The sequence below is a fragment of the Methylorubrum suomiense genome (genome assembly GCF_022179765.1).
GTDB classification, from domain to species: domain Bacteria; phylum Pseudomonadota; class Alphaproteobacteria; order Rhizobiales; family Beijerinckiaceae; genus Methylobacterium; species Methylobacterium suomiense.
The window spans coordinates 97,843-112,338 of the sequence record NZ_BPRE01000012.1; the positions used below are offsets into that span (position 1 = coordinate 97,843).

Here is a 14,496-nt window from a genome sequence, read left to right on the forward strand (position 1 = left end):
GAGTGGATGCCGGTTTCGAATGGCACTCTGCACAATGGTGATGCAGCGCCGAGTCGTCATGGGAGTGCGATTTCAGAGAGCCGGCATCCAAAACAAAACGTAAATACAAAATTAATGGTGCGGCGCTTCGCGTAATCGTGAACGGTGCGAATTCATCGATCGGAAAGAAACACTTTCTACCTGGCGCATGGAATGTATGGGTTCGTGCGGGGTTGGTGTGCTGAAAGTTGTTGGCTGCATCGTCGAGCAGCATGACCTCTTGCTTGTGGGCTTGGCCGCTCTCGTCTGTACGCTCGCAGCCGGAACCTGCATCGCGCTCCTGCGCCACGCCGATCGATCGGTGGGACGGCTGCATTACCTCTGGCTCGGCGTGGCGGCCGTGGCCGGTGGGTTCGGCATCTGGGCGACCCACTTCATCGCCATGCTCGCCTTCGAGCCGGGCCTGCCGAGCGGCTACCATCTCGGACTGACCGCACTCTCGCTCGTCTACGCCATCGTCTTGACCGGCCTCGGTTTGACCCTCGCCCAGTTGCGGTCCCTGCCGGCGGCCCCGGTCCTGGGCGGCATCGTTCTCGGCGGCGGGATCGCCGCCATGCATTACACCGGCATGGTGGCCTACGAGGTCGCCGGGCACGTGCAATGGGATCCAAGTCTGGTCGCGGCCTCTCTCGTCCTGGGGAGTCTGCTGGGGGCAGCCGGCCTCTCGGCGGCCCTCGCGGATCGCGGCAGGCGCGGCACCGTCCTCGGCGCCTTCCTGCTGCTGCTCGCGATTTGCAGCCATCATTTCACGGCCATGGGGGCCGTCACGATCCTGCCGGACCCGACCATCGATATTTCGGACGGTGCCATACCGTCCCGCTGGCTCGCGGTCGGCGTCGCGTGCGCCAGCCTCGCGATCCTGTTCCTGGCCTGCGCTGCCCTGGCCCTCGACATCCGGGACCGCCGCCGCTTCAGCCTGGAGCGCGAGCGGCTGCACAGCCTCGCCAACGCGGCCGTGGAGGGCTTGGTCGTCTGTCAGGGGAATCGGATCGTCAACGCCAATGACAGCTTCGGCACGCTGGTCGGTCTGCCGGCCGGCGATCTGTCCGGTATCGAGCTGTCGCGGTTCCTGCCGGATGTCGTCGGCCCGCTGTCGAACGGGCAACCGGATCAGGCGGTGGAGACCGAACTCGTCTGCGTCGCGGGCGGCACCGTTCCGGTCGAACTGATCGTGCGGCCCGTCACCTACGGCAATCGTCCTCACTATGCCGTCGCCGTGCGCGACCTCCGGGCCCGTCGCCGGGCCGAAGGGCAGATCCAGTTCCTCGCCTATCACGACCCGCTGACCGGCCTCGCCAACCGCGCCAGCTTCCGCCAGCGACTCGACCAGGAGCTGAAGGTGGCGCAGGCCGCCAAGCGCAAGCTCGCGGTGCTCTGCCTGGATCTCGACCGCTTCAAGGAGGTCAACGACCTGTTCGGTCACCCCACCGGTGACGCTATGTTGGTCAACGTGGCGCGCTCCGTCACGGCCATCCTGAACGAAACGCAGATGATGGCGCGTCTGGGTGGCGACGAGTTCGCCATCCTGGTCCCTTGCGAGCATGCAGTGGAGGCCGGTCGCATCGCCGAGCAGGTCATCGAGGCGCTGCGCGCCGGCATCGGCGAGACCAACACGCCGACGATCGCCACCAGTGTCGGCATCGCCCTGTATCCCGACGATGCCGAGGAGCGCAGTCTGCTTCTGAGCTACGCCGATACGGCACTCTACAAGGCGAAGTCCGAAGGCCGGGGGACCTACCGCTTCTTCGAGGCGAGGCTGGGCATGCAGGTGCGCGACCGCCGCATGCTCGAGCACGATCTGCGACACGCCGTGGCGCGCGGCGAGATGCAACTCGTCTACCAGCCGCAGACCGATGTGCAGAGCGGCGCGGTCCTCGGATTCGAGGTCCTGCTGCGGTGGCATCATTCCGACCGCGGGGCCGTCCCTCCCTCCCTCTTCATCCCGATCGCCGAGGAGAGCGGCGCGATCCTGCAGATCGGGGAGTGGGTCCTGCGCGAGGCTTGCCGGGAGGCCGCGACTTGGACAAATCCGCTTTCCGTCGCCGTCAACGTCTCGGCGGTGCAGGTCCATGCCTCCCACTTCGTGCAGCTCGTCCACGAAGTTCTGTTCCAGACCGGTCTCAAGCCGGAGCGTCTCGAGATCGAGATCACGGAGACGGCACTCATCCGTGATCCGGGGCGTGCGCAATCGACCCTGCGGCAGCTCAAGGCGCTGGGTCTACGGATCGCGATGGACGATTTCGGAACCGGTTACTCGTCCCTCTCGAATCTCCGCACCTATCCGTTCGACAAGATCAAGATCGACGGTTCCTTCGTCCGATCCGTCGATGAGAACGAACAAACCAAGGCGATCGTGCGATCGGTTCTCGGCCTCGGGCGCGGACTTGGCCTGCCCGTTCTGGCCGAGGGCGTCGAGACGGAGGCCGAACTCGCATTCCTGATGTCCGAGAGCTGTCAGTCCGCTCAAGGGTATCTGATGGGCAAGCCGGCACCGATCGACCAGTTCTCCGCCCATACGACCGGCGTGAACGCCGCCATGCAGACAAGACAGGTGGCCTAACGTCTCGACGTCAGCGACCGCGGGCGACGCCGGGAAGCCGCTTCAAGCGGTTTGGCCCGGCTTGCGCGGCTCTCCGTTCATGTGACGGACGTTTCTGAGAGTTACACCAGGCTTGTTCTCGCTCACTGCCACGATCACGACAGATCGAAGCGCCGCAGCATGGGAATGCCGCATGAACTGCACACCTCTTGGAACTTCAGGAGGCGTTCGATCGGAATCAGTGCATGATTCCAGGCCTGAGCGTCGAACAAGACTTCGCCGCCGTCATGAATCGCCATATCGGGCCGTAGGCGGAAATCGATGTAGGACATCTCACGCGCGAGATGTCGAATGCGATGTCTCTGCGCTTTGTCGAGCACCTCGATAAAGACGAAGGGGCGTTCCCGCTTGATGGTTTCGACGGCGCCTTCCAAGAATGCGTGCTCATGACCTTCGATATCGGCTTTGATCACACTGATCGGTGATCGGATTTCGATGCTGTCGAGCGTTGCGACACCGATTTCGAGGCTGCTGCCCGACGGCGTGTGTCTCTTGAAATCGGCTTCCAGGGAGGCGCTGGTTTCGATCAGCCCGTGGCCTGGATCGGGGATGTGCAGCGTGGTTCTACCGATCTGGTTGCTCAGTGCGATTGTGTGAATGTCGACAGCGTTCCGGAGGTTGTTGAGGTCCAGATTGCGCTCAAACGCTTCGAGCGCCGAGGGAAACGGCTCGAAAGCAATGATGGGCCGACCCGGCGCGATGACGCCCGCCATCACGGAATACACACCCGTGTTCGCACCGACATCGATGAATGCACCCTCGATCCGAATGAGGCTTGCCATCATCAGCATCGGCAGCGGCGCTTCGTAACTGCCTTTTACAATATCGCGAGCGACCTGATCGGCGCCATTGGCCGTGTCAAGCTTGAAGGATCGACCTGCAAAATTGACATCAACGCAGTTATTTCTTCCCGCGCGGCTAGGCGAAGGGACCGATGATTGAGTGTCATCTACGCCGATCGCAGATGAAGGGCCTTTAACGTCCATGGCAACCGGCCTTTATATTGATGTACTCGGTTGATTTGATTGGCGTGTATGATCAGGCTATTCGCGGCCAACACAGGTGAAATTTGGCTTGCAAGGCTCGCTGTCTCAGTAAAACAAGGTATGCAGAAAATCAAATTCGCGATATTCGACTCGTCTCCCGCAGTTTATGTAGGAAATATAGCCATTGAATGTATGTTTGTATATTGTTAAATATGTTCGAATTTCGGATGATTACAAGATTTCAGCCCTGCCCAAAAATGAGATGCGGGTTCTAAATGAACCTCTTGTTGGTCTGGCAGGCATGAGCGCGTGCAAGCCCATCGGCCACGCAATCCCGTTGCGTCCACGCCACCTGTCGGGAAGCGTCCTGAACGGTTTCGCCCGTGTTCAAGTCCGCGATGCGGTATGCCGTTTCGCCCCGGCACCGGGTGCTCCGCTTGGGCCCGTCGCAAATGGAGCGGCGATCCGTGAAACACCCGACCACGCCGAGGGGGGCTTCACGACCACGGCTCGCCATCCGGCGGATCAGCCCGCGGCCGACGCAGACATACGGTCGGCCTCCGCCACCGCCTGGTCCATCCTGGGCACGCCCGTACGCCCCTCCCCCGAACCCCGTGCCATTGTCCCGGCTCCGCCTGCGGCGTAACCCTGACCCCATGACCCGCACGCGCTTTCAGACCTTCGACGATCCGAGCCACGCCAAGGGGCCCGAACGGATCGAGGCCCTGCGGGCGGCCCTGCGCGAGATCGGCGCCGACGGGTTCGTCGTGCCGCGGGCCGACGAGCATCAATCGGAATATGTCCCGGCCAATGCCGAGCGGCTCGCATGGCTCACCGGCTTCACCGGCTCGGCCGGCACGGCCATCGTGCTGGCCGACCGCGCCGCCTTGTTCGTCGATGGGCGCTACACCGTGCAGGCCCCCGCACAGGTGGACACCCGGACGATCACGGTGGTCCCGCTGGCCGAGACGAGCCCGGAAGCATGGCTCGGCACGCATCTGAAGGCCGGGCAGAGTCTGGCCTACGATCCGTGGCTGCACACGCCGGACGGGCTCGCCCGGTTGGAGCGGGCCGCGACCAAGGCCGGAGCCACGCTGCGCGCCGTCGAGACGAACTTGGTCGATGCGGTCTGGGCCGGGCGCCCGCGTCCGCCCGCGGGCCGGATCGCGGTGCATCCCGAGGCGCTGGCCGGAGAGGGCGCCGCCGACAAGCTGGCGCGGATCCGCGCCGCGCTCCGCGAGGGCGGGCTCGACGGTCTCGTCGTCTCCGATCCGCACAATCTCGCTTGGGCGTTCAATCTGCGCGGGGCCGACATCGCCCACACGCCCCTGGCGCTGGGCTACGCCCTGATCCCGGTGGAGGATCGGGCCGTCCTCGCACTCACCTCGCCCGAATTCGATCCGGATCTGCGCGGAGCCCTCGCGCCCCTGGCCGATCTGCTCCCCCGGACGACGTTCCCCGGGGCGCTCGCCGCCCTCTGCGCCGGGGCCGCGCGGCTGCGCCTCGATGCGGCCACGGGTTCCGCGGCCTTGCGATCCCTCGTGGAAGCGGCGGGCGGCGTCGCCGATGTCGGGCCGGATCCGATCACCGCCATGAAGGCGGTCAAGAACGCCGCCGAGATCGCCGGCACCCGCGCCGCCCATCATCGCGACGGCCTTGCCGTGACGCGCTTCCTCGCATGGCTCGACCGGGCAGGCCCCGTGACTGAGATCGAGGCGGTGGAGGCGTTGGAGGATTTCCGGGCGGAGAGCGGAAATCTGCGCGACGTCTCCTTTCCGACGATCTCCGGCTCGGGCGCGAACGGCGCCATCGTGCATTACCGCGTCACCCGCGCCACCGACCGGCGGAGCGAGGCCGGCGAGCTGTTCCTGATCGATTCCGGCGCGCAATACGCCGACGGCACCACCGACATCACCCGGACGGTCGCCGTGGGGACACCTTCGGACGAGATGCGGGCGCGCTTCACCCGCGTGCTGAAGGGCCATATCGCCATCGCCCGCGCGGTGTTTCCTGAGGGCACGACCGGGGCGCAGATCGACGCGCTGGCCCGGCTCAGCCTGTGGGAGGCGGGGCTCGACTACGATCACGGCACCGGCCACGGCGTCGGCGCCTTCCTCTCGGTCCATGAGGGGCCGCAGCGCATCGCCAAGACCGGCACGGTGGCCCTGAAGCCTGGCATGATCCTCTCGAACGAGCCGGGCTACTACAAGGCCGGCGCCTACGGCATCCGTATCGAGAACCTCGTCCTCGTCGAGGAGCGCCCGATTCCCGGCGGTGAGCGAGCGATGCTGGGCTTCGAGACCCTGACGCTCGCCCCGATCGACCGGCGCCTCGTCGTCCCGGACCTTCTCGGCGCGGCCGACGCCGCATGGCTGGACGCCTACCATGCACGGGTGCGCGAGCGCTTGGCGCCCGATCTCGACGGGGAAACGCGGGCTTGGCTGGAGGCGGCGACGAGCCCGCTCGCCGGGGCCCTGGCGTGACGGCCCGCCCCGCCATCCTCTTCGTCTGCCTGGGCAATATCTGCCGCTCGCCCCTGGCCGAGGCCGCGTTCCGGCTCGAGGCGGAGCGGGCCAATTTGGACGTCACGGTCGATTCCGCCGGGACCGGCGATTGGCATGTGGGCGAGCCGCCCGATCCGCGGGCGATCGCGGTGGCCCGCGCCCACGGTCTCGACATTGCCGGCTATCGCGGCCGACAGGTGAGCTCGGCGGATTTCGAGCGGTTCGATCATGTCGTCGCGCTCGATCACGCCAACCTGGCGCGTCTGCGCGCCCTGCGGCCCGAGGGTGCGCGGGCGAGCTTGAGCCTGCTCCTCGATCACGTGCCCGGCCGGGCGGGCGAGCCGGTCGCGGACCCCTATTACGGCGGGCCGGAGGGGTTTGCGACGACCTGGGACGACGTGACGAGCGGCGCCCGGGTCCTCGTCCGCCGGATTGCGGACGGCGCGTGAGCCCCGATGCGCTCGCCCGGCGCGCCGCCGCCCTGCTGGGCAGCGAACTGGCACAATTCAGACGGCTGACCGGAGGTGACCTCTCCGATTGTCTCCTGATCCGCCTCGCCGATGGGCGCGAGGCGGTGGCGAAGTCGGGCCCCGCCCCCCGCACGGAAGCCGAGATGCTGGCGGCGATCGCCGCGACCGGCGCCCCGGCACCCGCCATCCTCGCCGTCGATGACGCGGTTCTCGTCCTCCAGCGTCTCCCGGATCGAGGAGGCAGCGCGCCGGCCGAGCTCGGCCGCGCCATGGCCCGCCTCCATGTCGCGCGGGGGGACCTTTATGGCTGGCGGACCGACTACGCCTTCGGCCCCGTGGCCATCGAGAATGCGTGGTGCGAGGATTGGCCGGTCTTCTGGGGCGAGCGGCGCCTGCTATGCCACGCACCCCATCTGCCGCCTGCCCTCGTCCCGCGCCTCCAGAAACTCGTCGACGATCTGCCGAACCGCCTGCCGGCGCGGCCCCGTCCCGCCCTGCTCCACGGCGACCTGTGGGGCGGCAACGTCGTCTATGACGACGGGCGCGTCGCGGGCCTGATCGACCCGGCCTGCTATCACGGTCACGCCGAGGTCGATCTCGCCATGCTCGCCCTGTTCGGTCGGCCCGGCCCCGGCTTTCGCGAGGCCTACGGCGCTCCCGAACCGGGAGAGGCCGAGCGCGTCGCGATCTACCAGCTCTGGCCGGCTCTGGTGCATCTGCGCCTGTTCGGCGCCGGCTATCGCGGGCTGGTCGAGGGGCTGCTGAAAGTGGCAGGGGTCTGATCCGCGCGATCCGTCCGACTTGCGCAAACGCGCGCCCCTCTCCGTATTGTCCGAAGAGGGGCGCGGAGACCGTGAACCTTACTCCGCCGGTGCTGCCAACGGGGCCCCGGCGCGGGGCTCGAACCGGCCCTCGCCCGCCGGCATCATCTCGATGCGGCGATCGTGGTGCTGGTGCAGGGTCGAGCGGTGACCGATCGAGACGATGGTCGTGCCGGGGAGCTTCTCGCGCAGCATCCGGTAGATCGACGCCTCGCTCGCCTCGTCGAGGGCGGCGGTGGATTCGTCGAGGAACAGCCAGTCGGGCTTGGCGAGGATCGCGCGGGCGATAGCGAGCCGCTGTTGCTCACCGCCCGACAGACGCCGATCCCAGGAATCGACCTCGTCGAGCCGGTCGGCGAGCGCGGGCAATTGCGCGGCGATGAGCGCGTCGCGGATCGCCGCGTCGGAGAACTGCTCGCTGGTGGCCGGGTAGACCACCGCGCCCCGCAGGGTGCCCAGCGGAATGTAGGGCCGCTGCGGCAGGACCAGGGCCGATTGGCCCTCCGGCACGTCGACCCGGCCCTTGCCGAACGGCCAGATCCCGGCGATCGCCCGGAACAGGGTCGATTTGCCCGAGCCCGAGGGGCCGGTGAGCAAGGTCGCGCCGCCCTTCGGCAGGGTGAGGGAGGCCGCCCGCACGATCTCCCGCCCGTCGGGCAGCGCCAGCGTCAGGTCGCGGCCGGTGACGTCGCCCGAGCGCTCATGGCCTTGAGCCAGGCCGTAGCCGGCGCCTGCCAGCGCCTCGGCCTTGGTCATTGCCCGCTTGAAGGCGCTGAGACGGATGGTGTTCGCCTTGTAGGCCGCGAGCGTGGTGTAGGCGTTGATGAAGAAGGACAGCGAGTTCTGGACGTTGCTGAAGGCGTTCGAGGTCTGCTGCAGCGTGCCCAGCGTGATCTTCTTGGCGAAGAACGACGGCGCGGCGATGACGAGCGGAAAGATGGTGCTCGCCTGGCGGTAGCTGAAGGTGAAGGCGATCAGTTTGATGCGCCGGTAGATGATGCCGATGTAGTTGTCGATGATCGCGTGGAACAGCGTCGTCAGCCGCGTCGCCTCGGCCCGCTCGCCGCGCAGCAGCGCGATCTGTTCCGAGTAGATGCGGTTGCGCGCCAGGGCGAAGCGGAAGTCCGCCTCCACCTGCTCCTGCCGGAAGTCGAGGCCGATCAGCGGCTTGCCGATGATGTGGGTGAGCCACGTGCCGACCACCGCGTAGGCGATCACGAGCCAGACCAGGAAGCCCGGCACGACGGTGTCGGTGAAGGGCAGCACGAAGTCCCGCGAGAGCGTCCACAGGATGACGATGAAGGAGACGAGCTGCGCCGCCTGCGACAGGAGCCGGATCGACAGGCCTGCCGTCTGCAGGATGAAGTTGTTGACGTCCGACTGGATACGCTGGTCCGGATTGTCCGCCTCCTCGTCGGTGAAGGGGATGCGGTAATGCGTGCCCTGGCCGAGCCAGCGCTCGTAGAGGCTGTGGGTCAGCCATGTCCGCCAGCGGAGCTGGAGCGCCGAGTCGACGTAGAGGTCGAACATCCCGATGACGATGTTCAGCGCAGCCAGCGGCACGAAGATCCAGACGATCTGATACCAGAACGCTGGCGCATCGAGCGCCTGGAGCGAGTTGTACATGTCGCGGTAGAAGAAGTTGAAGCCGAGCGTCAGCGCCACGTCGGCGAAGTTCACGAAGATCGACAGCCCGACGAGGTTGCGTCCGATCTCGCCTTCCGTCCGCCCGAACCAGCGGAACAGGCCGATCTCGCGCGCCGGCGCGTCCTGGTTGGCGAAATACGGATCGGCGATGAGGGTGATGTCGCGGATCGGCTTCCAGTGCGAGATGGCGAGCACGATGCCGGCGAAGACCACGGCCCCGGTCGCGGCGAAGTCGGGCGGCAGCAGCGCCGCGATGACGCCGGGCAGCGCGCCGAGGGCGGCGAGCGTCTTGGACCCGGCGAGCAGGAGGTAGCCGAGCCCGTAGACCGAGACGAAGATCTTCAGATAGGCCGAGATATTGCGGGAGGCGTAGAGCAGGCCCGCCATGGCGAAGCCCGCGAGCGAGACGTAGAGCGGCGGCGAGGGCAGGCCCGGCATCGCGAGGAGCAGGAGCGCGACGAGCGCCGTGAGCGCGGCCTGAAGGCCAAGCCCACTCTTGAATGCGGCCACGCGGAATTCTCCCTCTTGCTTTGGCGGCCCGGCCCCGTCACGGGTCGGACTGTCCCGGGCGGGACATCGCCGTCTTCGGCGGCCCCGGCTGATCGCCTGGGGCCTGGCGGCTGGTCTGGGCGAGATCGTGGCGCGGGCCCACCCCTGTCACGTGAAATTTCCGTCATGTCGGACCGCCAGAGGGCGCGGCACCTGTGGGCATCCGTCGAACTGCGACACCGTGGACCGGGCCGAGGACGGAGAATTCCGAGCGAAACCGCGTCGACGCGATCGGGTCGTCAGTCCGCGTTCCAGTTCCAATCGCCGTAATCCGGCTCGCGACAGCGGTAGCCGATCGGGCATTGTGGGTTGTCACGGGTCGGCACGAAGCGCAGTTCCGCGATTTCGGTGAGTTCGCACTGGCTGCGGTCGCGCACGAAACGCTCCGGTGCCCGGCCGCCGATGCCGAGGATCACCGAGCCTTCCGCTTTCACGAGGGCCATCGCCTCGGCGCAGGTCAACCGCACCGTCGGCGTGCGCGGCTGTGCGGCGGCCGGGAGCGACGGCAGGATCATGCCGAGGGTCGTGCCCAGGGTCGTACCGAGGACGGCGAGGGCGACGGGTTTCATGACGCGGGTTACGAGCGACGGCCGGGGAGCGGCCGCCAAGCTTGACCATGGCAGGTTCCATGAGCGTCGGGAAGGGGTTACGCTCAGCAATCGCGCCGAAAGCGAAGGCGTGGCCTTTCGGCTCCCGAATACGCATGCGAGAGCGTATTCGCTGGCCGAATCGATTCTCGCAACTTGCGCGGAATGCAGCGCGAAAGCTCAGCCGTGATCGCCATAGACTGGAGCAAGTCTAGCTCCAGAAACGGGAGGGAGACGATGGTTCCGACGCCTTGCCGCGCCGTTGCCGCAATCGCACCGTCTACCGTGGCGGCCGGGCCATGCTGGGCCCTTCCTCATGCGCCGCGCCGGACGTTTCGTCGGGCTGCGTGCCCTCGCAACGGGACAGACCGTGTTATGTCGGGCCTCTCGATTCTCAATGTCGATGCCGTGCGCGCTGCGCCGGTCTCTCGCGATCCCTACACCTACTTCCTCGGCAACAATGTCCTGAACGAGGGCGCGATCGCCGAGATCCGCCAGGACTTCCCGACCATTGCCAAGCCCGGCTACCTCACCGTGGACGAGGTCGCCCTGAAGGGCCGCTTCAAGGCCTTGATCGACGAGCTGGAGAGCGACGAGTTCTCGCGCATCCTCGGCGAGAAGTTCGGCATCGACCTCGTGTCGTGCCCGCGGCTCACCACCATCATGAAGAAGAGCCAGCCGAAATACGGTTCCATCCACACCGATGGGCCGTCCAAGGTGATGACGCTCCTCGTCTATATGAACGATGCCTGGGATGCCCCCGCGGCCGGTCGCCTGCGGGTGCTCTACGACGGCAAGAACTACGAACCCTTCGCCGTCGAGGTGCCGCCGACCATGGGCACGATGTTCGCCTTCCTGCGGGCCGACAATTCCTGGCACGGCCACGAGCCGTTCGAGGGCGAGCGCCGCGTCGTGCAGGTCGCCTGGGTCAAGGATGCGGCGGAGCTGGAGCGCAAGAAGAAGCGCAACCGCACGGCCCAGTTCCTGAAAGGCATCTTCGGACGCTGAGGCGGAGCGCGGGAATGGCGGCGATGACGGAGGATGGAGGCGAGACCGCACGGTCCGCTTCGACCCGGGAGCGACCCGTCTCCCGACGGCTCGCCATTCCCGTCATCCTGGCTGCGGGCTGGGGCGCCCTGTTCTCCTACACCCTGCTGGCGCTGACCGACGACGGACACGAGGCCACGGCCCGGCCGGCCCGCTACGCCACCGCCGATGGCGGCGGCATCGACGTGCCGGAAGTGCGCCTGCCCGAGCCCGAGCGGGTGCCCTCCCCTCCGTCTCAGGCCCGCCTCGTCCCGGTCGCCGCCGTCGCGCCCGTCCCTGAGGCGCTGTCCCCGCCCGAGCCGCCCCGGCCGGCTGCTCCGGTGCTGGAGCGCGCGGCCTATGTCGGCGTCTGGGGGCCGAGCCCGATCGCCTGTGCCCAGCGCCAGCGCCGCCGCGGTTTCCTCCCCGCCACCATCACCGAAGAGGGGGCGAAGGCCGGACGCACGGTCTGTCGGTTCCGCAACAACCGCCGCGACGGAGCGGCCTGGACGATGGCGGCCGATTGCAGCGAGCGCGGCCGGCGCTGGACCTCGCAGGTGCGTCTCGTGGTCGAGCAGGACCGGCTGACGTGGTCGAGCCCCAAGGGATTGGCGAGCTATATCCGGTGCGGCCGCAAGGCCGGGTGACCGCGTCGCGGCTCACGCCGCTGCCGGACCGAACCGCAGGGGCAAAGCGGCACTGCGGAACACCACACGCTCCGGCATCAGGCGCCACAGCCGCTCGGCACCGGCAAAGGTCGCGATCTCGGGCGAATCCAACACCAGCTCCGTTCGACCTGTGATCTGCAGCAGATCGCCGGTCGCGACGTCCGGAATCGCGATGCCGGCGCGCGGCTGGGCCAGGAGGTTGCCCAGCGTGTTGAAGAAGCGGTTGCCGGCATAGTCCGGAACCGTGAGCGTGCCATCTGCCGCGACCCGTACGAAGCCCGCCGGTCCACCGCGATGCGAGACATCGACCTGCCGGTGTCCCTCGCTCTCCGCATAGCTCGCCACGAACAGCGTGTCGGCCGCTGCCAGCAGCGCCCGCGCCCGGCCGTCGAGCCGGTCCGAGACGGCCGGGGCCGGCCTGCTCTCGGGGGGAGAGAGGAATTCGGACGGCCGAGGCCGGATATAGCGCGGGCAATTGCCGAAACTCTGCTCCACCGCGAGGGTGAAGCCGGCCTCGTCGTCCCGTTCCACCGTGCCGTTCAGGCGGTTGCGCCGCCGCGTGGCGAGTTCGATGCCGAGGAGGCCCACGGCCGCGCCGTCGGTCAGTCCGGCCTCGGCCGGATCGTCGGGCTCGGAGGCCGCCTCGACCCGCAGATGGAACGGGTCGGGGGCCTGGAGGAAGCCGGGCGGGCCGGCCCGCAGGGTCGCCCACGGGGCGCCGCCGGGATCGACCGTGCCGAGGACCACGAAGGGCAGCAGCGGATAGAACAGGGCGTGCTGCTCGACCAATCGGTCGCGGATCACCCGGGGGCCGATCTCGGCCATGCGATCGGCGGACCCGACGCGCGTCTGGAGGGCGATCTCGCCCCGATGCCAGGGAGACGTGTCCACGGCGGCCCTCCTTGGGTTCAGGCGGCGCTGAGGCCGGCTTCGGTCTTCGGAAAGGGCAGGAAGCCGGGCAATTCCTCGATTCGGGAAAGCCAGGCCCGGATCGCCGGATAGGGCGCGAGATCGACGTTCCCCTCGGGCGCCGCCACGATGTAGCTGTAGAGCGCCACGTCCGCGATCGTCGGATGGGCGGCGGCGAGCCAGTCGCGCGCGGACAGTTCCGCCTCGACCAGGGCGAGGATCGCGTGGGCTCGGGCGATCACCTCGTCGGGGCGGAAGGAGGCGCCGAACACGGTCACGAGGCGCGCGGCGGCCGGACCGAAGGCGATCGGCCCGGCGGCGACCGAGAGCCAGCGTTGCACCCGGGCGGCCCCCTCCGGATCCTCGGGCAGCCAATCGGTGCGGCCGAGCTTCTTCGCGACATAGATCAGGATCGCATTGGAATCGGGGATGATGGTCCCATCGTCGTCCAGGACCGGCACCTGCCCGAACGGATTGATCTTGAGGAAAGCCGGCGACTTGTGCTCGCCGCCCGCGAGATCGACCGGAACGGTCGCGTAATCCGCCCCCACCAGGGACAGGAACAGGCGGGCCCGATGGGCATGGCCCGACAGCGCCAGATCGTAGAGCTTCACGGATCTCTCCTCTGCACCCGGCCCTCGTCCGGCCGGTATCCCCATGAAAACCGTTTCTCCGGTTCGAGAGAACCGGCATTCTGAGCAAGCGACTGTTGCGCGAAGTGGAATGATCGGAGGGCCGGCATGGACCGCTGGCAGGGGATGCGGGTGTTCGTCCGGGTGGCCGAGAGCGGCGGCTTTGCCGGCGCGGCCCGCGCTCTCGGTTTGAGCCCGCCGGCGGTGACGCGGGCGGTCGCGGCGTTGGAGGCGCGGATCGGCGCGCGCCTTCTCACGCGCACCACGCGACGGGTGGCGCTCACGGAGGCCGGGGCGCGCTACCTGGAGGATTGCCGCCGCATCCTGGCCGAGATCGAGGAAGCGGAGGCCATAGCGGCCGGCACCACGGCGACGCCGAGCGGCACGCTGACCGTGACGGCGCCGGTCCAGTTCGGGCGCCTCTACGTGCTTCCGGTGATCTCGGACTATCTCGACCGCTATCCCACGGTCGCGGTCCGTGCCTTGTTTCTCGACCGCGTGATCCATCTCGTCGAGGAGGGAGCGGACGTGGCCCTACGGATCGGGACCCTGCCGGATTCCGGCCTCTCGGCGATTCGGGTCGGCAGCGTACGGCCGGTCGTCTGCGCCGCGCCGTCCTATCTAGAGCGGTACGGCACGCCCCTCGAACCGGGCGACCTGACGCGGCACGCGATCATCGGCCGGGCCGATCAGGCGACGGTGCACGAGTGGCGCTTCGGCTCGGATCGGCGCATGGCCGTTCCCCTGCGCCCCCGCTTCTCGTGCAACACGATCGACGGGGCGCTCAGCGCCGCCCTGGACGGACGGGGGATCGTCCGGCTCCTGTCCTATCAGGTGGCTCCGGCCATCGCCGAGGGGCGTCTGCGTCCGCTGCTCGAAGCGCAGGAAGGTCCGCCGATGCCGGTCCATGTGGTGAGCCCGGAGGGCCGCCGGGCGCCCGCCAAAGTCCGCGCCTTCATCGACCTGGCCGTGGAGCGACTGAGGGCGGATCCGCGGGTGAATCCGCAAGGGCTGCCAGCCGGATCATGAGCGGGTGGCGGGCTCCAGGGGGCAACCCTG

12 protein-coding genes are annotated in these 14,496 nt (G+C 68.0%); 7 read left to right on the plus strand and 5 right to left on the minus strand.

Annotated elements, in window-relative coordinates; all coding sequences use genetic code 11:
- Window positions 1-217 precede the first annotated feature (217 nt).
- Complete coding sequence (locus tag MFF26_RS18315; RefSeq protein WP_137829172.1) at window positions 218-2,599, plus strand: bifunctional diguanylate cyclase/phosphodiesterase; 2,382 nt, start codon at window positions 218-220, stop codon at window positions 2,597-2,599.
- 134 nt (window positions 2,600-2,733) lie between these two features.
- On the opposite strand, the gene MFF26_RS18320 is transcribed toward MFF26_RS18315, so the two are convergent.
- Window positions 2,734-3,624 carry an FkbM family methyltransferase gene (locus MFF26_RS18320; RefSeq protein WP_137829171.1) on the minus strand — a complete coding sequence of 297 codons (891 nt, stop codon included), beginning with the start codon at window positions 3,622-3,624 and terminating at the stop codon, window positions 2,734-2,736.
- A gap of 656 nt (window positions 3,625-4,280) precedes the next feature.
- Between MFF26_RS18320 and MFF26_RS18325 the strand changes: the two genes are divergently transcribed.
- From MFF26_RS18325 to MFF26_RS18335, 3 genes are read left to right on the plus strand one after another with little or no spacing between them, the layout of a single operon-like run.
- Window positions 4,281-6,107 carry an aminopeptidase P family protein gene (locus MFF26_RS18325; RefSeq protein ID WP_137829170.1) on the plus strand — a complete coding sequence of 609 codons (1,827 nt, stop codon included), beginning with the start codon at window positions 4,281-4,283 and terminating at the stop codon, window positions 6,105-6,107.
- Window positions 6,104-6,577 carry a low molecular weight protein-tyrosine-phosphatase gene (locus tag MFF26_RS18330; protein ID WP_210236196.1) on the plus strand — a complete coding sequence of 158 codons (474 nt, stop codon included), beginning with the start codon at window positions 6,104-6,106 and terminating at the stop codon, window positions 6,575-6,577. Before MFF26_RS18325 ends, MFF26_RS18330 begins: the two co-directional genes overlap by 4 nt.
- Window positions 6,574-7,380: a fructosamine kinase family protein gene (locus MFF26_RS18335; protein WP_210236195.1), complete on the plus strand. Its 807-nt coding sequence runs from the start codon at window positions 6,574-6,576 to the stop codon at window positions 7,378-7,380. The genes MFF26_RS18330 and MFF26_RS18335 overlap by 4 nt, the downstream gene beginning before the upstream one ends.
- A gap of 78 nt (window positions 7,381-7,458) precedes the next feature.
- Here MFF26_RS18335 and MFF26_RS18340 read toward each other — a convergent pair whose 3' ends face one another.
- Both MFF26_RS18340 and MFF26_RS18345 read right to left on the minus strand, forming a co-directional pair.
- Window positions 7,459-9,576: an ABC transporter ATP-binding protein/permease gene (locus MFF26_RS18340; protein WP_137829168.1), complete on the minus strand. Its 2,118-nt coding sequence runs from the start codon at window positions 9,574-9,576 to the stop codon at window positions 7,459-7,461.
- 278 nt (window positions 9,577-9,854) lie between these two features.
- On the minus strand, window positions 9,855-10,184 hold the full coding sequence (locus tag MFF26_RS18345) for a hypothetical protein (RefSeq protein ID WP_137829167.1): 330 nt from the start codon (window positions 10,182-10,184) through the stop codon (window positions 9,855-9,857).
- 393 nt (window positions 10,185-10,577) lie between these two features.
- On the opposite strand from MFF26_RS18345, the gene MFF26_RS18350 reads away from it, so the two are divergent.
- Both MFF26_RS18350 and MFF26_RS18355 read left to right on the plus strand, forming a co-directional pair.
- Window positions 10,578-11,210 carry a 2OG-Fe(II) oxygenase gene (locus MFF26_RS18350; protein WP_137829166.1) on the plus strand — a complete coding sequence of 211 codons (633 nt, stop codon included), beginning with the start codon at window positions 10,578-10,580 and terminating at the stop codon, window positions 11,208-11,210.
- Between the two features lie 23 nt (window positions 11,211-11,233).
- Window positions 11,234-11,875 carry a hypothetical protein gene (locus tag MFF26_RS18355; RefSeq protein ID WP_137829239.1) on the plus strand — a complete coding sequence of 214 codons (642 nt, stop codon included), beginning with the start codon at window positions 11,234-11,236 and terminating at the stop codon, window positions 11,873-11,875.
- Between the two features lie 12 nt (window positions 11,876-11,887).
- On the opposite strand, the gene MFF26_RS18360 is transcribed toward MFF26_RS18355, so the two are convergent.
- Together MFF26_RS18360 and MFF26_RS18365 are read right to left on the minus strand one after the other, a co-directional pair.
- On the minus strand, window positions 11,888-12,808 hold the full coding sequence (locus MFF26_RS18360; RefSeq protein ID WP_238308297.1) for a pyridoxamine 5'-phosphate oxidase family protein: 921 nt from the start codon (window positions 12,806-12,808) through the stop codon (window positions 11,888-11,890).
- Window positions 12,805-13,419, minus strand: coding sequence for a glutathione S-transferase family protein (locus MFF26_RS18365; RefSeq protein ID WP_137829165.1), 615 nt, complete (start codon window positions 13,417-13,419; stop codon window positions 12,805-12,807). Before MFF26_RS18365 ends, MFF26_RS18360 begins: the two co-directional genes overlap by 4 nt.
- Window positions 13,420-13,545: 126 nt before the next feature.
- On the opposite strand from MFF26_RS18365, the gene MFF26_RS18370 reads away from it, so the two are divergent.
- Window positions 13,546-14,466, plus strand: coding sequence for a LysR family transcriptional regulator (locus tag MFF26_RS18370; RefSeq protein WP_137829164.1), 921 nt, complete (start codon window positions 13,546-13,548; stop codon window positions 14,464-14,466).
- Window positions 14,467-14,496 lie beyond the last annotated feature (30 nt).

Coding starts and splice junctions, on each gene's coding strand:
- MFF26_RS18325 (WP_137829170.1), top strand. CDS start 4,281: ATGACCCGCACGCGCTTTCAGACCTTCGACGATCCGAGCCACGCCAAG.
- MFF26_RS18350 (WP_137829166.1), top strand. CDS start 10,578: ATGTCGGGCCTCTCGATTCTCAATGTCGATGCCGTGCGCGCTGCGCCG.
- MFF26_RS18345 (WP_137829167.1), bottom strand. CDS start 10,184: ATGAAACCCGTCGCCCTCGCCGTCCTCGGTACGACCCTGGGCACGACC.
- MFF26_RS18355 (WP_137829239.1), top strand. CDS start 11,234: ATGACGGAGGATGGAGGCGAGACCGCACGGTCCGCTTCGACCCGGGAG.
- MFF26_RS18320 (WP_137829171.1), bottom strand. CDS start 3,624: ATGGACGTTAAAGGCCCTTCATCTGCGATCGGCGTAGATGACACTCAA.
- MFF26_RS18370 (WP_137829164.1), top strand. CDS start 13,546: ATGGACCGCTGGCAGGGGATGCGGGTGTTCGTCCGGGTGGCCGAGAGC.